Origin of the sequence: Cupriavidus sp. DL-D2, assembly GCF_039710735.1 — a bacterium.
GTDB lineage: Bacteria > Pseudomonadota > Gammaproteobacteria > Burkholderiales > Burkholderiaceae > Cupriavidus.
The window spans coordinates 43,008-64,861 of sequence record NZ_JBDKXK010000021.1 but is presented as its reverse complement, the minus strand read 5'-3'; the positions used below and the strand labels follow the sequence as shown (position 1 = coordinate 64,861).

Below are 21,854 nucleotides of genomic sequence, written 5' to 3'. Positions count from 1 at the left end.
ATGACGGTTCCGTGACAACCTGATCGCTCCGCATGCCGTGATGGCCTAGAGTGACAGGATCGGACCTCTCGGAGAGACCTCATGGCGCAGATACCTCACGGGCGGAAGACGAGCCGTCGCAGGGTGTTGATCGCGGGCGGCTGGAGCCTGCTGCTGGCGTTACCCGCCACGCATGCGGTGGCCCAGTCGGGATCGGGCAAGACCCGAGACAAGGACAAGGGCAAATCGAGGATCGGCGTGATCGGCTCCGGCAAGATTGGTGGCACCATCGGCGGGCTCTGGGTCAAGGCCGGGCACCCGGTGATGTTCTCGTCGCGCCACCCGGAAACCCTGAAGCCGCTGACTGACAGCCTCGGACCCCTCGCGCAGGCCGGCACTGTGGCGCAGGCCGTGGCGTTTGCAGAGGTGCTGTTACTGGCCGTCCCCTACGGCGCGGTGCCCGAGGTTGGGCAGCAGAACGAATGGCGCGGCAAGATCGTGCTCGATGCCACCAATGCCATCAGCGGACGGGATGGCGCGGTGGTGGAGGAGGTCAAGGCCAACGGGATCGGGGCTACCACGTCCAGATACCTGCGCGGCGCGCGCGTGGTGCGGGTGTTCAATTTCACCGGCGCGGGCGAATTCGCGCGGGAAAGCCATCGCAAGCCACCGCTGATGGCCGTGCCGCTGGCCGGCAACGATGCCGAGGCGCTCATGGTGGCGTCGGCGCTGGTGCGCGAGGCTGGATTCGATCCCGTCGTCGTGGGTGGGCTGTCTTCGGCGGACCGCTTCGCGCCCGGTGGCAAGCTGTTCCGCCAGATGGGTACGGCCGAGGACTTCCGGCGCGCGATGGCCGAGTAGGGGCGGTGTGCTCAGGGAACGTTGTGAAGGAGGGAAAGCGGCCTAACGGCGGCGCCACTCCATGGCCACCATGGACGGCGTGAAACCGAGCTGGCCGAAGAACGCGGCTTCGGAGGAGCGTGCGGCGCGTAGCACCCAGGTGATGTCGGGATCGTTGCCCATGACATGACGCAGCAGCGCGCGGCCGATGCCACGGCGACGGTGCTGGGGCGCCACGGCGACCATCGAAATATAGCCGTTCGAGATATCGTCGCAGAGCGCGCGGGCAAAGCCGATGACCTCGCTGTTCTCCACGGCCACCGCCACCCGCTGGGAGTTGGCGATCAGTTGCGCGAACCGTTCGGGGTTGTTGACCTGTTCCCAACCGTTGGCAACCAGCAGCTGTCTGGCGGCCTCGATTTCCTCGGGCAACGGGTTACGAACTTCCATCGACGATTCCTCCTGCGTGATACCGGCTACCGGCATTTCGCCATCCGACCCCGACGAAAGTAGGGCATGGATGCGCGCCAGCCATTGACGCACGGGGCACGTCGTGCCAGTGCCGCGCAATTTGGCGACAGAGTGTAGCGAAGCGGATGCGGCGGCGTCAAACAACTTTGTCCGCCTTTTGGCCGCTCTTTATCCACCGAATGCGGCGGCGCGCACGGTTCGGACGCGCACGCGAGACACCTGACAGGCGTCGGAAGCTGGCGGTATGATGGCTGCCATGAATGCCCCGATCTTCTCTTCCGCCCATCCGGCCGATCAGCTGGCCGAGTTCAACGATGCCGACAGCGCGTTGGCACGCATTCGCGAGATCTACGACAGTTCCGTGGCGGCGGTGCGGGCACGCTTCGATGCCTTCGCCCACGGCAAGCCGCTGCCGTCCGCCGCGCACGCCTGCTATCCCTACCTCGGCATCTCGGTCAATCTGGAAACGATGGTCACCGACAGCCGGCCTTCCTGGGGTACGGTGGCGTACCCCGGCGTCTATGGCACCACGGTGACGCGTCCCGACCTGCTGTGCGACTACTACCGAGACCAGATCGAGCGCCTGATGCGCTATCACCGCGTGCCGGTGGTGGTGGGGCTATCCCGGCAGCCCATCCCGCTGCCGTTCGTGATCGAGGCCTCGACCACGGACATCAGCTACACCCAGGCGCGCGAGCTGGAGGCATCCTTCGTGCTGCCCGAGCTGAGCCGCATCGACGATTCGATTGCCAACGGCACGTACGAGCCTACGCCGGGCGAGGCCTGGCCGCTGTCACTGTTCTCCGCCGAGCGCGTGGATCTGGCGCTGCAGCGGCTGTACCACTACACGGGTACGGCGCCGCAACACTTCCAGCGTTTCGTGCTGTTCACGAACTACCAGCGCTACGTCGACGAGTTCGTCGCACTGGGCCGGGGCCTGATGGCCGACGGCGGTGGCGATGGCTACGTGCGGTTCGTCGAGCCCGGCGATATCGTGCAGGAACTGGGTGCCGCGGAGCCCGAGGAAGCCACGCGCCCACGTGCCCTGCCGCAGATGCCCGCTTACCATCTGGTGCGCGAAGATGGGCTGGGCGTGACGCTCGTGAATATCGGAGTGGGTCCGTCTAACGCCAAGACCATGACGGATCATCTCGCGGTCCTGCGTCCCCACTGCTGGTTGATGGTGGGCCACTGCGGCGGGTTGCGACGCTCGCAGCAGCTTGGCGACTACGTGCTGGCCCACGCCTACGTGCGCGACGATCATGTGCTCGACCACGACCTGCCGCCATGGGTCCCAGTGCCGCCGATTGCCGAAATCCAGGTAGCGCTACAGGAAGCGGTGGCACGCGTGACGGGTTTGTCGGGCACGGAAATGAAGACGCGTATGCGGACCGGCACCGTGGTATCGACCGACGACCGCAACTGGGAACTGAAATCGAAGGCGCTCTATGCCCGGTTCAACCAGTCACGGGCCATCGCCATCGATATGGAAAGCGCGGCGGTGGCGGCCAATGGCTTCCGCCTGCGGGTGCCGTACGGCACGTTGCTGTGTGTTTCGGACAAGCCGCTGCACGGCGAGCTGAAACTGCGCGGCATGGCCAACGCCTTCTATCGGCAGCGGGTCAGTCAGCATATGACCATCGGCCTGGAAGCGATCCGCATCCTGCGCGAGAACGGCGTGGAGCAACTCCATTCGCGCAAACTGCGCAGCTTCGACGAACCGGCGTTCCGCTAAAGGATCGCGCAACTCCGCCTTTCTTTACCGCCTCCCCAGAAATAAAAAAGCGCGCGGGATTGCCGCGCGCAGGGAGGCGGAGAGGGCGCCGGATAGACAACCCTTCCAGGTGCTGCAAAGGTACAAGCGAGGAGAATCAGAAGCGGTAGCCGACGCCCGCGCTGAACAGCCACGGATCGAGGTTGACGGTCGAGACCTTGGTCGAGCCAGAGTAGACGTTGCTGGAGATCCAGACCTTCTTGGCGTCCACGTTCAGGAACCAGTTCTTGTTGATCTTGTAGTCCATGCCGATCTGCAGCGCAGGACCCACGCTCCAGCGGTCGAGGCCCAGCGTGCCACCTGCCAGGTCCGCACCGTAGATGCGGGTCACGTTGACGCCGGCACCGACGTACGGACGGAACGTGCCGTTCGGCAGGAAGTGATATTGCAGCAGCAGGCTCGGCGGCAGATGCTTGAACGTGCCGATCTTCGCGCCATCGAGGCTCACGTTCTGCTTCTGCGGGTACGTCAGCACAAGTTCGGCGGCGATGTGCGGCACGATGAAGTACGTGATGTCGACTTCCGGAATCCACTTGTTGTTGACGTGGATGCGGTCCGAGGCGCCCACGCCGCCGACCGGGTCCGACTTGTTCGACATGTCCAGGTAGGTGCCGCGCAGGCGGACCATCCAGTTGCTCTGGCCTTCATCGGCGGCAAAGGCGGGTGCGGACAGCGTGCCGATGGTGGCGGCAGCGAGCGCCATGCAGATCGAGGAAGCGACAGTCTTGCGGCGGGGAGTGGTGATAGTAGTCATGGGGTCTGGGCACTTAACATCGAAAAAGTGCGACCAGTGTGTCCGCTGCCAATCCGTCGGACTTTGACCCAAAACAATTGGTGTGCAGCCGATAGGTCCGGGGCGCGTATGCGTCGCCAACACGCGACACCGCCCGCTCATTCAATCGTCAGGGGCTTGCGCTTGTGCCCCGATGCTTCTATTTACATGCGGTTTTATTCGTGGCGTCCGCCGACGCCCACCCGTACGCTGTGCGCACGTGGTTTGTGCACCGCGCATGTCGTGGGCGTCCGCAAGGACGTCTTTGCTGGTGTGCCCTGTGGGGGCAGGGCACACCGTTTTTCTCATGACGTTATCGGATTCTTCCGAGTCCGATTCCTGGTCTGCAGAGAGACTGCGCCCCGTCAGGCGGCCTTCGCCTGCCCGCCGTCACGCGCAGCGAGGTGTCGGTTGACGCCGGAGATCACCGCCTTCAGCGATGCCGTGACGATGCTGGTATCCACGCCTGCGCCGAACCCCGTCGGCGAATCGCCCACGCGTACTTCCACATAGCAGGCCGCATTGGCGTTGGCGCCGGTGGTCATGGCGTGCTCGTGATAGTCCATCACGCGCACCGCGATGCCCAGGCCGCGCGAGAAGGCATCCACGGCCGCATCGATCGGGCCGTTGCCCGCGCCGCGCACGCGTACGGGCTGGCCGTCGCGTACCAGCTCCATCTCGATCTCCACGCTGTCGCCGTTCGATACCATGCGATGCGAGACGTGGCGAATCGGCGCATCCACATCGAGGTATTCGCGGCGGAACAGCGCGTAGAGATCCTCGGCGCTGGCCTCCAGGCCCGTCTCGTCGGTCATGACCTGCACCGCGCGGCTGAACTCGATCTGCAGCCGGCGCGGCATGAAGATGCCATGCACCTGTTCCAGCAGATACGCCATGCCGCCCTTGCCCGACTGGCTGTTCACGCGGATCACCGCGTCGTAGCTGCGGCCCAGATCGGCCGGGTCGATAGGGAGGTAGGGCACTTCCCAGATCGCGTCGGGCTTCTGCTGCGCAAAGCCCTTGCGGATGGCGTCCTGGTGCGAGCCGGAGAATGCCGTAAAGACGAGGTCGCCAACATACGGATGACGCGGATGCACGGGCAGCTGGTTGCAATGCTCCACGCACTGCCTGACTTCGTCGATATCGGAAAAATCCAGTTCGGGATCCACGCCCTGCGTGTAGAGGTTCAGCCCCAGCGTGACGAGATCCACGTTGCCGGTGCGCTCGCCGTTGCCGAAGAGGCAGCCTTCCACGCGGTCCGCGCCAGCCATCACGGCCAGTTCTGCCGCAGCGACGGCGGTGCCACGGTCATTGTGTGGATGAACCGACAGCACGATGTGTTCGCGGCGCGCAAGCTTGCGGTGCATCCATTCGATCTGGTCCGCAAAGATATTGGGCGTGCTGCATTCCACCGTGGTCGGCAGGTTCAGGATCATCGGACGCGTGGCGTCGGGTTGCCACACTGCCGAGACCGCATCGGAAACTTCCAGCGAGAAATCGAGTTCTGCGAGGCTGAAGGTCTCCGGGGAGTATTCGTACGACCATGCAGTGCCGGGCATCGCATCGGTCAGTTCGCGGATCAGGCGGGTGCCGGCCACGGCCACCTCCTTGATCTCCTCGCGCGAGGCATTGAAGACGATGCGGCGCCAGGCCGGTGCGATGGGGTTGTACAGATGGACGGTAGCGCGTTTGGCGCCGCGCACCGATTCCACGGTGCGGCGGATCAGGTCTTCGCGGGCCTGCGTGAGTACGACGATGGTGACGTCGTCCGGAATGCGATTCTCCTCGATCAGCATGCGCACGAAGTCAAAATCTGTCTGCGATGCGGACGGGAACGCGACTTCGATTTCCTTGATGCCAACCTTGACCAGTTGCTCGAAGAAGCGGAGCTTGCGCTCGCCGTTCATCGGCTCGATCAGTGCCTGGTTGCCATCGCGCAGGTCGGTGCTCATCCAGCGCGGTGCACGCGTGATCTGGCGCGACGGCCAGGTGCGGTCAGGCAAATCGACAACGGTGGCGGGACGGTATTTGGTGCTGGGGTTGCGCAACATGGGCATGAGTGTTCTCCCTCGCTAAGGAAGTGGGGACGAGACGGACCGTCGTGCGGACGTCTCAAGTCAAACGGAAAGACGGAAAAAGAGGCTGAGGGCTGCCGAGCTTGCCACGGGCTCTAGGCCCGGCAACCGATCGGTAGGTCTAGCAGTAGCGAGGAAGCGCCCAGCAGGCCGGCAACGCGCGCGCGCACGGCGACATCGATGCGCAGGGCATCGGCGGCGTGGCGGAGGTTGAGGGCGATTGCGTGCATTCGGGCAGAAAGCGGGGGCTGAGGAAATCGACGTCCGCGTGTGGCAGACGACTGACGCAGAGTAGTGCAAAACCCGTAGTGCCGTCAACGGGGGTGCATTCCTCGGCCAGCTCGCCAGCAGTGTCGAACAGGCTCGCAGTCGCCCACATCGGGTTCTCACGCACGAACGTTCGGCTTACCCCGAACGGATGATTTCCCCCCGTTTTGTACGCTGCCGCTCAGTCCTCTGGCCGGTACATCGCGCGGACCATCGCGCCTAGATTGATTATCAGGTGGAACGGGACCGATAACGACGAAGGGGACAAATCATGCGTACACGCACGTGGACGAGCTGGCTCGCCTGCATGGCAACGGCAATGATGTTGGCAGCTTGCGGCGGAGGTGGGGGCGGCGGATCGGGCAGCGGTGCCGCCGCGCCGACGGACACGGGTGGCAGCGGTGGCGGCGGTGGTGGTACCACCACGCCGGTTGCCAAGTCCTACACGCTGGTGATGAACCAGACCTCGGGCCAGGTTAGCGTGGGCAATTCGATCACGCTGGCGGCGTCGGTGGTCGACGACCTCGGCAACGACGTGACAGGTTCCACGAGCTTTGTCTGGTCGAGCTCGAACGGCGCTGTGGCGGCCGTGGCCAATGGCACGGTGCCAGGCAGCGTCCTGGTGACGGGCATTGCCACGGGCACCGCGTCGATCAATGTGGTGGCTACCGTGACGGGCGCTGGCGGCGCTACCACGACGTTGCCGCTCACCACGGCGACGATCACCGTCGTGGCACCGGGCGTGAAAACCTACAGCCTGGCACTGCCGTATCCGGTGTTGTCGATGACCAACGGCCAGGTGCTGCCGGTGACGGCCTCGCTGATCGACAGCGACGGCGCGGATCGCTCGTCGGCCGGCATCGGCTGGACGTGGCGCAGCAGCACGGCAGCGGTGACGGTAACAGGCGCGGCCAACGTCGGTACGTTGACCGGCGTGAACAGTAGCGACAATGCGGCGCAATCGGTGGTCAGCGTCCAGGTGACCACGCCCGATGGCAACACGCTGACCGGCGCTTTCCTGGTGTCGGTGTTCAAGACCACCGTGCAGACGTACCGGCTGGTGCTGTCGCAGTACGGCCAGCAGATCAACGCGCTGAACGTGCTCAACGGCTATCCGCAGCAGTACAACTCGCAGGTGGTGCGCAACGACAATACGGATTCCACGGCGGACTTCACCGGCCTGTGGACCATCACCACCACCTCGCCCTCGCTGGCAGCGCTGATCAACGGCACCACGCACGTCACCACGGTGACCACGAGCCGGCCGAACGGGTCGCTGCCGCTGCAGAGTGTGCTCTCGGAAATGGCTAGCAGCCTGACGCTGTCCGCCAAGCCACGCGCCTCGCTGCTGGTCACCGAGACCCCGAAGTGGGCACTGGTCTATGACGGCCCGAACCCCCTGGTGGTGCCGGGCGGCGGCATCCCGGTGGCGGCACACGTCATGGAGCGTGGCATCGACAACGGCATCATGAACTGCAATGGCACCTGGGCCTGGAGCGTGGTGAGCGGCCCGGTTACGCTGACGCCGGCATTGACGGACAACTCGCGCAACATCGTGCCGACTGGCTCGGGACCGTTCATGCTCAAGGCCACCTGCACGGCCGGCACCGACACGCCGGTCTCGCTGATGATTCCGGGGACTGCGCAGTAGTTGGGTTCTGCCCTCCTAGTCTGGCTCCCCTCTCCCACACCGTGGGAGAGGGGTTGGGGGTGAGGGTCGGAGGGTCTGCTTGCCGACCAGATGGCAATTTCACCGCCTGCCCTCACCCCCGCCCCTCTCCCGCAAGCGGGAGAGGGGAGAAACCCAACGCGATAAAAAGCGTACCCGTTTCTGCGTGCCGGATTTTCTCGGCGATCCAAACCAAAACGGCGACCCCGAGGTCGCCGTTCTTGTTTTCCGTTTGGATATCGGATCAGGTCTTTCGCACAAATCGTATGACCTGTTCGTCACTGGCCTTACCGCTGTCCGATGAACCCGCGCCGCCTGATGTATTCGACCCGCAGGTGCCGCACCCGCTGTTCGTCTCGCATCCCGAGGCACAGCCCGCCGCCTGGGTGGGAGAGAGCCGGCGGGCCAGCCAGCCGCGCCAGCCGGGGGCCGAGGCGCCGCCTAGCGTGGCCGCCAGGCTGGCCTTGGTGCGCTCGCGCGTGCGGGGCATGTATCGGCCCGCCACATGCACGGCACAGGCCAGCACGATCAGGGGGACCACGATGGTTTCAAAGGCGTGATAGAGCGTCATGGCCGTTTGACCCGGTTGCGTGTTGCCAGTTTCCGTCGATCTAGCTGAATGCCAGCGCCACGCGGTACGTGACGAACGAGGCAAAGTAGGCCAGTCCGGTCAGATAGGCGGCCGAGACGGCCATCACCTTCCAGGAGTTGGTCTCGCGCTTGATCACGGCCAGCGTGGAGATGCATTGCGGGGCGAATACGTACCACGCCAGCAGCGACAGCGCCGTGGCCAGCGACCATTGCGCGGCGATCATCGGGGCCAGTTGAACGGACACGACCTCGTCGCTACCTGACAGCGCATATACCGTCGCCAGCGCGCCAACTGCCACTTCGCGTGCAGCCAGTCCCGGCACCAGTGCAATACAGATCTGCCAGTTGAAGCCGATCGGCGCGAACACATACTCCAGCGCACGGCCGATCATGCCGGCGAAGCTGTAGTCGATCGCAGGCTGGGTGGCGCCGTCCGGCGGCGACGGGAACGTGGCCAGGAACCACAGCAGAACCGTCAGCGTCAGGATCACCTTGCCCACGCGCGACAGGAAGATCCGGGCGCGCTCCCACAGGCCGATGGCGATATCGCGCGGATTCGGCACGCGGTACGACGGCAGCTCCATCAGCAGCGGATGGTCGGTGCGGTCGCGGCGGAACCACTTGAGCACGTAGGCCACCACCAGCGCGCTGACGATACCGGCCACGTACAGGGCGAACAGGACCAGACCCTGCAGGTTGAACAGGCCGGCCACGGTGCGTTCCGGAATGAAGGCGCCGATCAGCAGCGCGTACACCGGCAGCCGCGCCGAGCAGGTCATCAGCGGCGCAACGAGGATCGTGGTCAGGCGGTCGCGCGGGTCCTGGATCGTGCGCGTGGCCATGATGCCGGGGATCGCGCAGGCGAAGCTTGACAGTAGCGGAATGAACGAGCGGCCCGACAGGCCGGCTCCCATCATCAGGCGGTCCAGCAGGAACGCGGCGCGCGGCAGGTAGCCCGACTCTTCCAGCGTGAGGATGAACAGGAAGAGGATCAGAATCTGCGGCAGGAACACGATCACGCTGCCCAGGCCCGCGATCATGCCGTCCACGAGCAGGCTCTTGAGCATGCCGTCGGGCATCATCGCGCCCACGACTTCGCCCAGCCAGTGCACACCGCCCTCGATACCGTCCATCATCGGCTCGGCCCACGAGAACACGGCCTGGAACATGAAGAACAGCAGCACGGCCAGGATGACGAGGCCGAACACGGGATGCAGGACCACACGGTCCACCGCATCGTCGATGCGTGCGGTGCGCGCGGGCATCGTCACGGCGGCGTCCAGCAGGCGCTTCACCTCGGCGTGGGTGTCGAGTTCGGACACGCTATCGAGAGGTTGGGCGGGCAGGGCCGGCGGCAGCGTTTCGTCGAACAGCCCCACCAGCGCGGCGGCGCCGTCGCGTTTGACCGCGACGGTCTGCACCACAGGCACGCCCAGCGCCTGAGACAGCGCTTCGCGGTCGATCAGGATGCCACGGCGTGCGGCGGAGTCGCTCATGTTGAGCACCACCACCATGGGCAGGCCCAGGCGGCGCAGTTCGAGCACGAACCGCAGGTGCAGGCGCAGGTTGGTGGCATCCACCACCGAGACCAGCAGGTCCGGACGCGGCTCGTCGGCCCGCTGGCCCATGCAGACCTCACGGGTGATGGCTTCGTCGAGGCTGGCGGAATGCAAGCTGTAGGCGCCCGGCAGGTCAAGGATGCGGACGGTGCGGCCGGCCGGCGACGTGAAGAAGCCTTCCTTGCGCTCCACCGTGACGCCAGCGTAGTTGGCTACCTTCTGGCGGCTACCGGTCAGGCGGTTGAACAGTGCGGTCTTGCCGCAATTGGGGTTGCCGACCAGCGCAATGCGCAGGGCGGACGAATTCGGAGCTGCTGACATGATGGGCGAGAGATCCTGGCGGCGGACGGGCTGTGCAGGTGATCGGACGGTCTGGCGTTTCGGGCGTTCGGGCGGTCAGGCGATGCGCTGGGCCGCGTCGGAAGCTTCCTGGCTGGCAGGGGCGATGCTGGAGACCGAGGCGCTGGCCACTTCCACCGTAATGCGCGCGGCTTCGATACGGCGCAGGGCAAACCGGGTGTAGCCCACCTGGGCCACCATCGGGTCCTTGCCGAAAGGACCGAAGGCGATGATCTGCACGGTTTCGCCCGGTACGAATCCCAGATCGCGCAGACGTCGCGCCACGGGATCGTTCGGGGTGGTGTCATCCACCGATTTCACTGTGGCGACAGTTCGCCGGGGCAATTCAGACAACCGCATTGTGGGGTTCCAGTCCAGAGGGGGCGGAAGTGACCGCCGCACGCAGAGGAAAAAACAGGGGAATCCTGTTGCGCAGGTAAATAAAAATCGTTCTCGATTGTATAGCATCCGTACGATTTCCGCGCCGAAAGCCGTTCGTAAGCCATCCCTTGCGCGCAGATGACAGAAATTTCATGTTCGAACGGTGGTGGCAGGATGAATGGAACAAGAAACATCCAAACGGGTGGATTCCCATCGTCCGATGCACTAATCGGCACGCTCCGGCCCGCGATCCTTCCGAATACCACATTTGTGGTATTGGTCCGCCGTACCGGCCGGAATAAGCTACCAGCACGCTGAACACCCCGTTCCACGCGTACTTCACAGCCACTGGCCTTTGGGCCGGTGGCTTTTTTCTTTGGCTGGCCATTCTAGTGCCCGGGATGCCCGGCGGCCACCTGGATCGTGGCGACGAAATGATCGCGCGCAGGGTGGTCAGGTGTCTTTTTCCACACACAAAAGACTTCAGACGGCACCGTGGCCTCACGCAGGGGCCGGAATGCCGCCCCGGCCATGCCCGAGCGTTCCATTGCAGCCGGGACCAATGCCACGCCCATGCCCTGCGAGACGAGGGAGACCACCGAGAGCCAGTGCCGCACCTCGTGCCGGATGCGCGGAGAGAAGCCGTGCGCGGCACACATGTCGAAAATGCGGGTGTAGTAGTCAGGCGACGCCTTGCGCGAGAACAGCACGAACGGTTCGCCCCGCAGCTCCGCGAACGCCACGGTATCCTGCGCGGCCAGCGGATGATCGGCCGGCATGCAGCAGACAAACGGCTCGGTATGGGCCAGTGTGGCAGCCAGTTCGTCGGGTACACGGCTGGTGTGGACGAAGCCCGCGTCGAGTTCGCCATGCAGCAGCGCGTCGATCTGCTCCTGCGAGTTGAGTTCCGTCAGCGCCACGTGGATGCCGGGGTAGCGCGCCTGGAAATCCTGGAGCCACTGCGGAAGCCCGCGATACAGCATCGACCCCACAAAGCCGATGCGTAGCCTGCCCACCGCCCCCGCCTCGATCTCGCGTGCCAGTAGCCGGGCCGACTCCGCCTGCGCAAGCAAGGCCGACGCCGATTCCCGAAATGCCCGCCCCGCCGCCGTGAGCCGCACGCCCCGGCTGTCGCGCTCGAATAGCCGGGCGCCCACCGACGCCTCCAGTTGCTGGATGTTCAGCGACAGCGGCGGCTGGGAGATCGATAGCCGCCGGGCGGCGCGTCCGAAGTGCAGTTCCTCGGCCAGCACGAGGAAATAGCGGAGGTGGCGGAATTCCATGGCGATATGAATTTTGTATGGATCAAGCCAATTTTAGAATTGGACGCGAATCGTTGCCGATCGAATAATGGTCCCAAACCATCCCGCCCGCTGCGTTAGAAAGCATTCGTCGAACGCGTTCTGCAGGGCAGGGACCTTCCGGAGACGATATTCATGACCAGCGCCGCCCCTGCCGTCGCCCCTGCCGCCGTTCTCGCTGTCCCCGAAGCGGCGCACCCCGTACCGGATCGCCACGGCGCCAGCCTGTTCACCGCCGACCCTGACCTGCGCGCGCTGCTGCCGCTCTACCTGCCCGCAGATCTGTTCAACCACCTGCTGCCGCATCTGGAGCGCATGGGTGCGCTGGCCGGTGGCGTGCTCGACACGCTGGCCAACGAAGCGGACCACGCGCCGCCGACCCTCTCTCACCGCACACGTAGCGGCATGGATGCGCAGCAGATCCACAAGCATCCGTCGTATATCGAGCTGGAGCGTGTGGCGTTTGCCGAGTTCGGGCTGGCCGCGGCATCGCATCGTGGCGGCGTGCTGGGCTGGGACAAGCCGATGCCGCCCGCAGCCAAGTACGCGCTGACGTACCTCTTCGTGCAGGCGGAGTTCGGCCTGTGCTGCCCGCTGTCGATGACCGATTCGCTGACGCGCACGCTGCGAAAGTTCGGCGATCCTGAACTCGTTGAGCGCTTCCTGCCGAGCCTGACCACGCAGGTCTTCGACGATCTGTATCAGGGCGCGATGTTCATGACCGAGCAGGGCGCCGGCTCCGATGTTGCGGCCACCGCCACGCGCGCCATCCGCGATCCGCAGGCCGAAGGCGGCTGGCGACTGGTGGGCGACAAGTGGTTCTGCTCGAATCCCGACGCGGCACTCGCCATGGTGCTGGCGCGCATGGAAGAGGCCGATGGGTCGAGCGTCGATGGCATCAAGGGCGTGTCGCTGTTCCTGCTGCCGCGTACGTTGACCGATGGCAGTACGAACCACTATCGCATCATCCGTCTCAAGGACAAGCTCGGCACGCGATCGATGGCCAGCGGCGAAATCCGTCTGGAAGGGGCACACGCACATCTGGTGGGCGAGCCGGGCCGGGGCTTTGTGCAGATGGCCGACATGATCAACAACTCGCGGTTGTCGAACGGTGTGCGCGCGGCGGGGCTGATGCGTCGTGCGCTGACCGAAGGCCAGTTCATCGCTCGCGAGCGTCGCGCGTTCGGCAAGCGGCTTACTGACATGCCGCTGATGCGCCGCCAGTTGCTCAAGCTCACGCTGCCCACCGAGCAGGCGCGCACGATGGTGTTCCAGACCGCCGAGGCATTGCGCCGTGCCGATGCAGGCGAAGCCGATGCGTATCCGCTGATGCGCATCCTGACGCCGCTGATCAAGTTCCGCGCTTGCCGAGATGCGCGCAAGGTGACCGGCGATGCGATGGAAATTCGCGGCGGCTGCGGCTATATCGAGGAATGGAGCGATCCGCGACTCGTGCGTGACGCGCACCTCGGGTCGATCTGGGAAGGTACGAGCAATATCGTCGCACTCGACGTGCTGCGCGCGATTCGCCGCGAAGGCTCGCTGCCCGTGCTGCAGGCCCATCTGGCCACGCTGTTGAAGGACACCCCGCTTCATGCCGAAGCACGCGCCACATTCGAACGCGCCATCGCCAATGCTGCCGCACTGGCATCGCGTGCAGCCGATGCGGGCGCCGATGGCGACGTGCTCGCGCGGCAGGCGGGGTCGGCGCTCTATCACGTGACCAGCGCCGTGGCCATGGCTTGGGAAGCGGGACGTATCGGCTCGGCACGCCGCATGCGGCTGGCGCAACTGGTGCTCGTGCATCGCGTATTGCCGCAAGACCCACTGGCCGGTGGAATCGAACCGGACTGGCTGGCCGATACCGTGGCACCGCCCGCCGATGGCGCGGTGCGCGCAGCGGAGCGCGTCGACCAGATCAACGTGTTCTGACATTCCGCACGCAATACCCAATAACTAGATTCATCCGGAGACAACCATGCCCCAATGGCACCGCCGCGCGGCGCTCGCCGCGCTTGCCGCCTGCGCGTTCTGCGCAACCGTCACGCCTGCTTTTGCACAAAAGGATTTTCCGAGCAAGCCGATCATGCTCGTGGTGACCTACCCACCCGGTGGTCCCACCGATGCGATGGCCCGCACGCTGGCTGCCGCGCTGAAAAACAGTCTGGGCCAGCCGGTGATCGTGGAGAACCGTGCAGGCGCTGGCGGCAACATCGGCGCAGAGATGGTGGCGCGCGCGGAGCCGGATGGCTACACGCTGATGTTTGGCACGTCCGCGCCGCTCGCGATCAACGTGAGCCTGTATCGCAAGATCAACTACGACCCGGTGAAGAGCTTCGCACCGGTCATCCAGATCGGCCAGTTGCCGAACGTGCTGGTGGTCAACGCGAACGTGCCCGCGAAGAACGTGCAGGAACTGATCGCGTATGGCAAGGCGCATCCGGGCAAGCTGACGTATGCATCGTCGGGGAATGGCGCGTCGTCGCATCTGGCAGGCGTGCTGTTCAACAACCTGGCCGGCACGGACTTCCAGCATGTGCCATACAAGGGCACGGGTCCGGCGCTGAACGATCTGCTCGGCGGACAGGTCAGCATGACGTTCACCGATGTACTGACCGCGCTGCCGTTCATCAAGAGCGGCAAGGTGCGCGCGTTGGGCGTGACCACCAAGGGCCGCTCGCAGGCATTGCCCGATGTGCCCACCGTTGCCGAGCAGGGTGTTGCCGGCTTCGATGTTTCGGTATTCTTTGGCGTGGTGGCACCGACGGGCACGCCTGCACAAGTGATCGGCAAGCTCAACCATGCGTTTGCCGATGCCCTGCAACAGCCCGAAGTCCGCAAGACATTGCTGGCGCAGGGGCTGGAACTGGCGCCGTCCACATCGCCCGAGCAGCTTGGCACATTCGTGAAATCGGAAGTGAGCAAGTGGCGGGGCGTGGTGCAGAAATCCGGTGCACAGCTCGACTGATGCATCGCTAAAAAATACAAGGAAGAGACATGACGCCATCCCGTACCGGCGCGCTGGCCGGCATCCGCGTAGTCGATCTGTCGCGCATCCTGGGCGGTCCGTTCTGCGGACAGATCCTGGGCGATCACGGCGCCGACGTGCTCAAGATCGAACCGCCGCAGGGCGATGACACGCGCACCTGGGGGCCGCCGTTCCGCGATGGCGTGGCGTCCTACTATTTCGGGCTGAACCGCAACAAGCGCGTGATGAAGCTCGACCTCACCGCCGATGCTGATCGCGAAGTGTTGATGGCGTTGCTGGCCGAAGCCGATGTGCTCGTCGAGAACTTCAAGACCGGCACGATGGAGAAGTGGGGTATCGGCTTCGATGCGTTGTCGCAGCGCTTTCCGCGCCTGGTGCATTGCCGCGTGTCGGGCTTCGGCGCCGATGGTCCGCTTGGAGGTTTGCCCGGCTACGACGCAGCGATTCAGGCGATGGCCGGCATCATGAGCATCAACGGCGAACCCGATGGCGAACCGTTGCGTGTGGGACTGCCGGTGGTCGATATGGTCACGGGTCTCAACGCGGCACTTGGCGTGCTGCTGGCACTGCAAGAGCGCGAGCGCAGCGGACGCGGACAGTTCGTCGAAGCCGCGCTCTATGACTCGGGTTTGTCGCTGCTGCATCCGCACGCGGCCAACTGGTTCATGAGCGGCAAGACACCGGGCCGTACCGGCAATGCACACCCGAACATCTATCCGTACGACACCGTGGCGACGGCCACCGATCCGGTCTTCCTGGCAGTAGGCAACGATCGCCAGTTCCGCCTCCTTTGCGCACATATCGGCGTGCCCGAACTGGCCGACGACGAACGCTTTGCCACGGCAGGTGCCCGTTCGGTGAATCGCGCGATGCTGAAAGGCACGCTGGAATCGCAGATGGCGACGTGGGACGGCAAGGCACTGGCCGATGAACTCGCCGCAGCAGGCGTGCCGTGCGCGCCGGTACTATCGGTGCCCGATGCATTGAACCATCCGCACACCGCGCATCGCGAGATGGTGGTGGAGATGGAAGGCGGCTACAAGGGACTGGGTGCGCCCATCAAACTGAGCCGGACACCGGCGACGTACCGGTATGCGCCGTTGACGGAAGGGAATGAGTTTTTGCCGAGGGCGGCGGCGAATGACTAACTAGTTGCTGTTGGTTTGCTCCCCTCTCCCGCTTGCGGGAGAGGGGAGCTGATTTACCCCGGAATCATCCCCGTCAACCAATACGCCTGCACCATCGTGATCACCCCCACGATGAACGCAAACAGCAGGCTGTGCTTCACGGTGAAGCGGAACAGTTCCGATTCCTTGCCCACCAGTCCCGTTGCCGCGCAGGCCACGGCAATGGATTGCGGCGAGATCATCTTGCCGGTGACGCCGCCCGTGGTGTTGGCTGCAACAAGCAGCGTGTCCGAGACGCCGATCTGATGCGCGGTGGTGTGTTGCAGCGAGCAGAACAGCGCGTTTGAAGACGTATCGGAGCCGGTCAGGAACACACCGAGCCAGCCCAGCAGCGGCGAGAAGAACGGGAAGGCCGCGCCCGTGCCGGCCAGCAGCAGCGCCAGCGTCGAAGACATTCCCGAGTAGTTCGCCACGAATGCAAACGCGAGCACCAGTCCAATCGAGAGAATCGGGCGGCGCAGTTCGAGCAGCGTTTCGAAGAACGTGGTGATGGCGTCGCGTGGCTTCATGCGGAGCAGGATCACCGAGATGATCGACGTCAGCAGGATCGCGGTGCCCACCGCCGACAGCAGATCGAGCTTCATCACGGCTTCGTAAGGCTTGGGCGAAGCGACGATCGGTGCGGTCTTGATGACGAGCTGATCGAGCATCGGCACCTTGAACTTCAGCACCGTGCCGGCCAGCGCGCCGTTGGCGGCGAAAAGTGCCTTGAAGGACGGCAGGCTCCACACCGTAACGATGGCGGTCAGGATGCCGAACGGCGCCCAGGCGCGCACGGTCTGCCCGAACGTGTACGGCGACGCCTTGCGGTGCGACGGTGTCCCCATGCCGCCACTCATTCCGCCACCCATGCCAGCCATCGCAATCGTGCCGCCCGCACCGACGGAACCGCCAGCCGTTTGCGATGCCGAACGCGGTTGCCAGATACGCAGGAACGCGGCCAGCGAAATCAGGCTCACCAGTGCAGAGGTGATGTCCGGCAGTTCCGGCCCGATATGGTTCGACGTGAAGTATTGCGTCACGGCAAAGCTGCCACCCACCACGAACGCAGCGGGCCACGTCTCGCGCACGCCTTTCCACCCATCCATCATGAAAACGAGCCAGAACGGCACAGCCAGCGAGAGCAGTGGCAACTGACGGCCTGCCATCGCGCCGATATGCATCGGATCGATCCCGGTCACCTGCCCGGCGACGATGATCGGAATACCCATCGCGCCGAACGCCACGGGTGCCGTGTTCGCGATCAGGCAAAGGCCGGCGGCATAGAGCGGATTGAAACCCAGGCCGACGAGCAGCGCAGCGGTGATCGCCACCGGCGCGCCGAAGCCTGCCGCACCTTCGAGAAACGCGCCGAATGCAAAGCCGATCAGCAGCATCTGCAGTCGCTGGTCATCGGTGATCGACAGCACCGATGCGCGGATGACATCGAACTGGCCGGTCTTGACGACGATCTTGTAGAGGAACACTGCGGTGATGATGATCCACGCAATCGGCCACAGACCGTACGCAAAGCCGAAACCGGCGGCGGCCAGCGCCTGCGGTGCGGGCATGCCATAGGCGAGGATCGCCACGGCCAGTGCCAACGCCAGCGTGATGGCGGCGGCCACATGGCCCTTCATGCGCAGGATGGCCAGCGCGACAAAGAAGAAGATGATGGGGATGGCCGCCGCGAGCGCGGACAGCCACAGGCTGCCGAGCGGCGTATAGATCTGGGTCCAGGCTTGCACTGGTGGTCTCCTTGGTGGTGTGTCGGTTCTTTGAACTCTTGTGCGGCGGCTGCGCGCGTGGCGTGCCGCTACTCGGGTTGGTCGCGTTCGGCCAGCAGATCCGAGAGGCTCTTTGGCGCGGGCGTGAGCGGCTTGCGATGCTGCGTCCATCCCATCTGCGCAGACGGCGTCAGCGCGCGCAGGCGCGTGGCGGCCCAGCGGAACACGCGATACGCAGCAGGATGCGCGAACGCGCCGCTCCAGAAGCGCCAGACCAGATGCTCGCGTCGGCTGAACTTCGCGCCTTGTCCCTTCAGCGGATGCGGCACGGCCTCGTCGGGATTGCGATTCGATTCGGTGCGTAGGCGCACCAGCAATTGCGGAATCGGAATGCGCACGGGGCACACTTCGCCGCACGCGCCGCACAGGCTCGATGCCGTGGCGAGATCCGCCGTGGCGTCGAGACCCAGCAGATGCGGCGAGATGATCTTGCCGATAGGGCCTGGATACGTGGTGCCGTAAGCGTGGCCGCCAATGCGCGTATAGACCGGGCAATGATTCATGCACGCGCCGCAGCGGATGCATTGCAGCGTGGCGCGCAACTGCGCGTCGGCATACGCCTGGCTGCGACCGTTATCGAGCAGCACGAGGTGCACTTCACGCGGGCCATCCTGCTCGCCCGGTTTGCGCGGGCTGGAGATCAGGTTGAAGTACGTGGTGATCGGCTGGCCCGTAGCGGAACGCGTCAGCAGGCTCGAGAGCGGCACGATGTGGGCAAGCTTCGCTACAACCTTTTCCATGCCCATCACGGCCACATGTACATCGGGCACCGTGGTGGAGAGCCGGCCATTGCCCTCGTTTTCCACGAGCCACAGCGTGCCCGTATCGGCAGCGGCGAAGTTGACACCTGACAGGCCGATATCGGCTTGCACGAATGCCTGCCGCAGCGCGCGGCGACCCGTCTGAATCAGGTCGTCAACGTCTTCGGTGTAGGGCGTGTCGGGGATGTTCTGCTCGAACAGCGCGGCGATATCGGCCTTGGTCTTGTGGATCGCCGGCATCACGATATGCGATGGCTTTTCGCCAGCCATCTGCACGATGTACTCGCCCATGTCCGACTCGATGCAGTCGATGCCACGCTCGGCGAGGTAATGGTTCAGCTCCATTTCCTCGCTGGCCATCGACTTGCCTTTGATCACGCGTTTCGCGGCGTGCCGCTGGGCAATACCGTGGATGATCGCGTTTGCTTCCTCGGCAGTCTCGGCCCAATGCACTTGCACGCCAGCGCGCGTGAGGTTGGTTTCGAGTTGCGTCAGCAGGTCAGGCAGATTGGCGAGCGCGTGCTGGCGAATGGCTTCACCGAGATCGCGCAGGTGTTCGAGTTCATCGCCATCGGGAAACTGTACGGCGCGCTTCTGCTGCAGGAAGTCCATCGCACCGCGAAAGCTCTTGCGCAGCTTGGGATCGTCGAGCGCCTCGCGGGCGCGTGCGCGGAAATCGGCCGAAGGCACGAAGTGCAGGGTTTGCTGGCTCATTGCGCGGCCTCCGGTTGCAGGGCGACATCCACGTCGTTGACGATCACCACCCATAGCTGGCGCGGACCATGCGCGCCGTAGGCCAGCGTCTGCTGGATATCGGAAGTCTTCGACGGACCGGAGATCATCACCAGATTGGTTGGCAACCCAGCGCCCCAGTTTTCGGCGCGCACCGCGCCATGCAGGTCGGGATGTAGCGTGGAGGCATACACCAGCGCAATGTGAATCGGCGGCACAAGAGACATCGTGCGCGGCGAGCCACTGTCGGGCGTCACGATGAGCGTGCCGGTAGCGGCCAGTCCGGAACGTGCGACGGTGAAGCCTGCATCGATGGTGTCGAACAGTTCGGCTTTCCACGTATCGATGGGGCAGTCGAAGGTCACGGCGGATGTGCTTGCGGGCAGCGCGGCTACCAGTGCTGCACCTTCGGGTCGCTGTGTGTCGAGCAACAGGCGGCGCACGCCAGCGTCAGCGAGACGTTGCGCAACGCGCGCGGGCCAGCTTGTGGCATCGGCACAGATCACATCCGCATGCGAGGCCGAGAGCGCGGCCTGCATCGACACCATCATCGTGGAAAGGGAGGGTCGCTCGCCGCGACGCGTATCGAAGTGCTGATCGATGCGACGATCAAGCGCGGCGGTATCGGCGGCCAGCGATTGGCCCGATGTCGGCACGGCGGCCCGCAGGCGGCCGAGCATGCGTTCGCGTGCGCTCATCGCGGTCATGCGGCACCTCCGGTCCGGCGCCACAGGAACGACGCCAGATGCTCCACGGGCAGCGGTGCGCCAGCATGCGCGGCGGCGTGGCCGATGTTGAGCAGGCAGCCGCAATCGGCGGAGACCAGCCGGTCGCAACCGGTGGCGCAGGCGGAGGCCACCTTGTCGCGCACCATCGCGCCGGAGATATCGGCGTGCTTGAGCGAGAACGTGCCGCCAAAGCCGCAGCATTCGGATTCGCGCTCGTGCTCCACGCGCGTCACGCCGGGCAGTGCATCGACCAGCGCCACGCCATGCACACGTGTCCCCATTTCTCGCCGCGCCGCGCAGGAGGTGTGCAGCACCACGCGCTCGTGATCGCCAGCGGGCAGATCGTCGAAGCGCACATGCAGCACGTTGAGCAGGAATTCGGCAAGTTCGTAGGTGCGACTGGCGATATCGCTGGCCAGCGCAGCCGTCTCGGGGTCATCCGCGAATAGCGTGGGCCAGTGGTGGCGCATCATGCCGCCGCACGAGCCGGACGGCACGATGATCGGCCATGGCTCGCGGAACAGGTCCAGTTGGGCGCGTGCCACCTTGCGCGCCTGCTCTGGGTTGCCGCTGCTGTAAGCGGGCTGGCCGCAGCAACTCTGGCCGCGCGGGAAGTGGACGGTCAGCCCTTCGCGCTCCAGCAGGCGCACGGCGTCGAGGCCGGCTTGCGGGACGAACAGGTCGACGAGACAGGTGCCGAACAGATACACCTGCGACGGGGCGGTTGTGGGGTATTGCCTGGATTGCATTGTCTGCCTCCGGATGGCGCCGCTGCGCATTCCGGTCTGGGGCGGGCGCGGCAACATTTTTGAGCGCATAATTCCCGCTCTCGCGCCGGAGTACAAATTGGTTGGGCCAATTTTGTCTTGACGCGTTGGCAGACAGAAAGGAAGGAGCGATGGGAGGGGTGCGCAACCGCGTGGAAGACATCATGCGCAGGATGGAGACCGCGTTGCTGGACGGCACGTGGCCGGTCAACGCGCGCCTGCCTGCGGAGCGTCTGCTGGCGGAGCAATATGGTGTATCGCGCAACACCATCCGCGAGGCCATTCAGCGCCTGGCGGCGCGGGGCCTGCTGCAAAGCCGACGCGGGGCGGGTGTGTACGTGACCGATCAGTTGCGCACGGGTATCGCGTCGCCCTGGGGCCAGTTGGTAGCCGACCATCCTGCGCTGCGTGACGACATCCTCGAATTCCGGCGCGTGCTGGAAGGCGCGACGGCGTACTTCGCCGCGCTGCGCGCGGACGCGTCGGACCTCAAACGTATACGGGGGTTGATGAAGGCGCTGGAGACATCGCGCGCGGACGACGACAAGGCCGCCGAGGCCGATGCCGATGCAAAACTGCACGACGCCATTGCGCTGGCTTCACACAACACGATGTTCCTGCACCTGCACACCAGCGTGATCGGCATGTTGCGGGAGCACATCACCATCAATGGCACTGGATTGCGCGAATCGGATGCCGATTCATCGGACCTGCTGCTGCTTCAGCACCGCACGCTGTGCGACGCCATCCTGTCACGCCGGCCCGAAGAAGCCCGCACGGCGATGCAGACTCATATCGATTTCGTGCGTAGTCGCGTGGAAAGCGACCAATCGTAACGAGATTGGTCGTACCAATTTCTGCGTACGACATCCCTATGGAATCAACGAGTTAACAAATCGCCGTTGC

Annotated in this window: 18 protein-coding genes; 7 read left to right on the top strand and 11 right to left on the bottom strand. The window is 64.8% G+C overall.

Going from position 1 to position 21,854, the window contains the following annotated elements; all coding sequences use genetic code 11:
- The first annotated feature begins 81 nt into the window (after positions 1-81).
- Positions 82-840 carry an NAD(P)-binding domain-containing protein gene (locus ABDB81_RS14245; RefSeq protein ID WP_346811722.1) on the top strand — a complete coding sequence of 253 codons (759 nt, stop codon included), beginning with the start codon at positions 82-84 and terminating at the stop codon, positions 838-840.
- Between the two features lie 42 nt (positions 841-882).
- Here ABDB81_RS14245 and ABDB81_RS14240 read toward each other — a convergent pair whose 3' ends face one another.
- Positions 883-1,269 carry a GNAT family N-acetyltransferase gene (locus ABDB81_RS14240; protein ID WP_137927574.1) on the bottom strand — a complete coding sequence of 129 codons (387 nt, stop codon included), beginning with the start codon at positions 1,267-1,269 and terminating at the stop codon, positions 883-885.
- Between the two features lie 265 nt (positions 1,270-1,534).
- On the opposite strand from ABDB81_RS14240, the gene ABDB81_RS14235 reads away from it, so the two are divergent.
- A complete protein-coding gene (locus tag ABDB81_RS14235) occupies positions 1,535-3,025 on the top strand; it encodes an AMP nucleosidase (RefSeq protein WP_137927550.1) in 1,491 nt (496 codons plus the stop codon).
- Positions 3,026-3,161: 136 nt separating this feature from the next.
- Here ABDB81_RS14235 and ABDB81_RS14230 read toward each other — a convergent pair whose 3' ends face one another.
- Positions 3,162-3,767 carry an OmpW family outer membrane protein gene (locus ABDB81_RS14230; RefSeq protein ID WP_137927573.1) on the bottom strand — a complete coding sequence of 202 codons (606 nt, stop codon included), beginning with the start codon at positions 3,765-3,767 and terminating at the stop codon, positions 3,162-3,164.
- 434 nt (positions 3,768-4,201) lie between these two features.
- The gene (leuA, locus tag ABDB81_RS14225; RefSeq protein WP_202126950.1) at positions 4,202-5,887 is read right to left on the bottom strand and encodes a 2-isopropylmalate synthase; all 1,686 of its coding nucleotides are present in this window, start codon (positions 5,885-5,887) and stop codon (positions 4,202-4,204) included.
- 562 nt (positions 5,888-6,449) lie between these two features.
- Between leuA and ABDB81_RS14220 the strand changes: the two genes are divergently transcribed.
- The gene (locus ABDB81_RS14220) at positions 6,450-7,829 is read left to right on the top strand and encodes a hypothetical protein (RefSeq protein ID WP_237380646.1); all 1,380 of its coding nucleotides are present in this window, start codon (positions 6,450-6,452) and stop codon (positions 7,827-7,829) included.
- Positions 7,830-8,091: 262 nt separating this feature from the next.
- Here ABDB81_RS14220 and ABDB81_RS14215 read toward each other — a convergent pair whose 3' ends face one another.
- From ABDB81_RS14215 to ABDB81_RS14200, 4 genes are all read right to left on the bottom strand, one after another.
- Positions 8,092-8,418 carry a DUF6587 family protein gene (locus tag ABDB81_RS14215; RefSeq protein WP_346811720.1) on the bottom strand — a complete coding sequence of 109 codons (327 nt, stop codon included), beginning with the start codon at positions 8,416-8,418 and terminating at the stop codon, positions 8,092-8,094.
- Between the two features lie 40 nt (positions 8,419-8,458).
- Positions 8,459-10,318 carry a ferrous iron transport protein B gene (feoB, locus tag ABDB81_RS14210; protein WP_137928521.1) on the bottom strand — a complete coding sequence of 620 codons (1,860 nt, stop codon included), beginning with the start codon at positions 10,316-10,318 and terminating at the stop codon, positions 8,459-8,461.
- 75 nt (positions 10,319-10,393) lie between these two features.
- Positions 10,394-10,696, bottom strand: coding sequence for a FeoA family protein (locus tag ABDB81_RS14205; RefSeq protein WP_137928522.1), 303 nt, complete (start codon positions 10,694-10,696; stop codon positions 10,394-10,396).
- A 410-nt stretch (positions 10,697-11,106) separates the two neighbouring features.
- Positions 11,107-12,000, bottom strand: a complete 894-nt coding sequence (locus tag ABDB81_RS14200; protein ID WP_160474347.1) for a LysR substrate-binding domain-containing protein — start codon at positions 11,998-12,000, stop codon at positions 11,107-11,109.
- A 153-nt stretch (positions 12,001-12,153) separates the two neighbouring features.
- Between ABDB81_RS14200 and ABDB81_RS14195 the strand changes: the two genes are divergently transcribed.
- The 3 genes from ABDB81_RS14195 to ABDB81_RS14185 are packed head-to-tail and all read left to right on the top strand — an operon-like array spanning position 12,154 to position 16,155.
- On the top strand, positions 12,154-13,950 hold the full coding sequence (locus tag ABDB81_RS14195) for an acyl-CoA dehydrogenase family protein (protein ID WP_346811718.1): 1,797 nt from the start codon (positions 12,154-12,156) through the stop codon (positions 13,948-13,950).
- 46 nt (positions 13,951-13,996) lie between these two features.
- Entirely contained in the window at positions 13,997-14,986 is a 990-nt protein-coding gene (locus tag ABDB81_RS14190; RefSeq protein WP_346811716.1) for a tripartite tricarboxylate transporter substrate binding protein, read from the top strand.
- Between the two features lie 29 nt (positions 14,987-15,015).
- A complete protein-coding gene (locus ABDB81_RS14185) occupies positions 15,016-16,155 on the top strand; it encodes a CoA transferase (protein WP_137928526.1) in 1,140 nt (379 codons plus the stop codon).
- 53 nt (positions 16,156-16,208) lie between these two features.
- Here ABDB81_RS14185 and ABDB81_RS14180 read toward each other — a convergent pair whose 3' ends face one another.
- The 4 genes from ABDB81_RS14180 to ABDB81_RS14165 all read right to left on the bottom strand — a co-directional run bounded on the left by ABDB81_RS14180 (position 16,209) and on the right by ABDB81_RS14165 (position 20,930).
- A complete protein-coding gene (locus ABDB81_RS14180) occupies positions 16,209-17,921 on the bottom strand; it encodes a lactate permease LctP family transporter (RefSeq protein WP_346811714.1) in 1,713 nt (570 codons plus the stop codon).
- A gap of 68 nt (positions 17,922-17,989) precedes the next feature.
- Complete coding sequence (locus ABDB81_RS14175; RefSeq protein ID WP_346811712.1) at positions 17,990-19,435, bottom strand: LutB/LldF family L-lactate oxidation iron-sulfur protein; 1,446 nt, start codon at positions 19,433-19,435, stop codon at positions 17,990-17,992.
- Positions 19,432-20,151 (bottom strand): lactate utilization protein C, encoded by a 720-nt coding sequence (locus tag ABDB81_RS14170; protein ID WP_137927600.1) that lies wholly within the window; start codon positions 20,149-20,151, stop codon positions 19,432-19,434. The genes ABDB81_RS14175 and ABDB81_RS14170 overlap by 4 nt, the downstream gene beginning before the upstream one ends.
- Positions 20,152-20,156: 5 nt before the next feature.
- A complete protein-coding gene (locus ABDB81_RS14165; protein ID WP_346811711.1) occupies positions 20,157-20,930 on the bottom strand; it encodes a (Fe-S)-binding protein in 774 nt (257 codons plus the stop codon).
- A 182-nt stretch (positions 20,931-21,112) separates the two neighbouring features.
- Here ABDB81_RS14165 and ABDB81_RS14160 point away from each other — a divergent pair, with 182 nt between their 5' ends.
- Positions 21,113-21,784 (top strand): FadR/GntR family transcriptional regulator, encoded by a 672-nt coding sequence (locus ABDB81_RS14160; RefSeq protein WP_346811709.1) that lies wholly within the window; start codon positions 21,113-21,115, stop codon positions 21,782-21,784.
- The last annotated feature ends 70 nt before the right edge of the window (positions 21,785-21,854 follow it).

Coding starts and splice junctions, on each gene's coding strand:
- ABDB81_RS14175 (WP_346811712.1), bottom strand. CDS start 19,435: ATGAGCCAGCAAACCCTGCACTTCGTGCCTTCGGCCGATTTCCGCGCA.
- ABDB81_RS14245 (WP_346811722.1), top strand. CDS start 82: ATGGCGCAGATACCTCACGGGCGGAAGACGAGCCGTCGCAGGGTGTTG.
- ABDB81_RS14190 (WP_346811716.1), top strand. CDS start 13,997: ATGCCCCAATGGCACCGCCGCGCGGCGCTCGCCGCGCTTGCCGCCTGC.
- ABDB81_RS14165 (WP_346811711.1), bottom strand. CDS start 20,930: ATGCAATCCAGGCAATACCCCACAACCGCCCCGTCGCAGGTGTATCTG.
- ABDB81_RS14200 (WP_160474347.1), bottom strand. CDS start 12,000: ATGGAATTCCGCCACCTCCGCTATTTCCTCGTGCTGGCCGAGGAACTG.
- ABDB81_RS14215 (WP_346811720.1), bottom strand. CDS start 8,418: ATGACGCTCTATCACGCCTTTGAAACCATCGTGGTCCCCCTGATCGTG.
- ABDB81_RS14170 (WP_137927600.1), bottom strand. CDS start 20,151: ATGAGCGCACGCGAACGCATGCTCGGCCGCCTGCGGGCCGCCGTGCCG.
- ABDB81_RS14185 (WP_137928526.1), top strand. CDS start 15,016: ATGACGCCATCCCGTACCGGCGCGCTGGCCGGCATCCGCGTAGTCGAT.
- ABDB81_RS14220 (WP_237380646.1), top strand. CDS start 6,450: ATGCGTACACGCACGTGGACGAGCTGGCTCGCCTGCATGGCAACGGCA.
- ABDB81_RS14235 (WP_137927550.1), top strand. CDS start 1,535: ATGATGGCTGCCATGAATGCCCCGATCTTCTCTTCCGCCCATCCGGCC.
- feoB (WP_137928521.1), bottom strand. CDS start 10,318: ATGTCAGCAGCTCCGAATTCGTCCGCCCTGCGCATTGCGCTGGTCGGC.
- leuA (WP_202126950.1), bottom strand. CDS start 5,887: ATGTTGCGCAACCCCAGCACCAAATACCGTCCCGCCACCGTTGTCGAT.
- ABDB81_RS14240 (WP_137927574.1), bottom strand. CDS start 1,269: ATGGAAGTTCGTAACCCGTTGCCCGAGGAAATCGAGGCCGCCAGACAG.
- ABDB81_RS14160 (WP_346811709.1), top strand. CDS start 21,113: ATGCGCAGGATGGAGACCGCGTTGCTGGACGGCACGTGGCCGGTCAAC.
- ABDB81_RS14205 (WP_137928522.1), bottom strand. CDS start 10,696: ATGCGGTTGTCTGAATTGCCCCGGCGAACTGTCGCCACAGTGAAATCG.
- ABDB81_RS14195 (WP_346811718.1), top strand. CDS start 12,154: ATGACCAGCGCCGCCCCTGCCGTCGCCCCTGCCGCCGTTCTCGCTGTC.
- ABDB81_RS14230 (WP_137927573.1), bottom strand. CDS start 3,767: ATGGCGCTCGCTGCCGCCACCATCGGCACGCTGTCCGCACCCGCCTTT.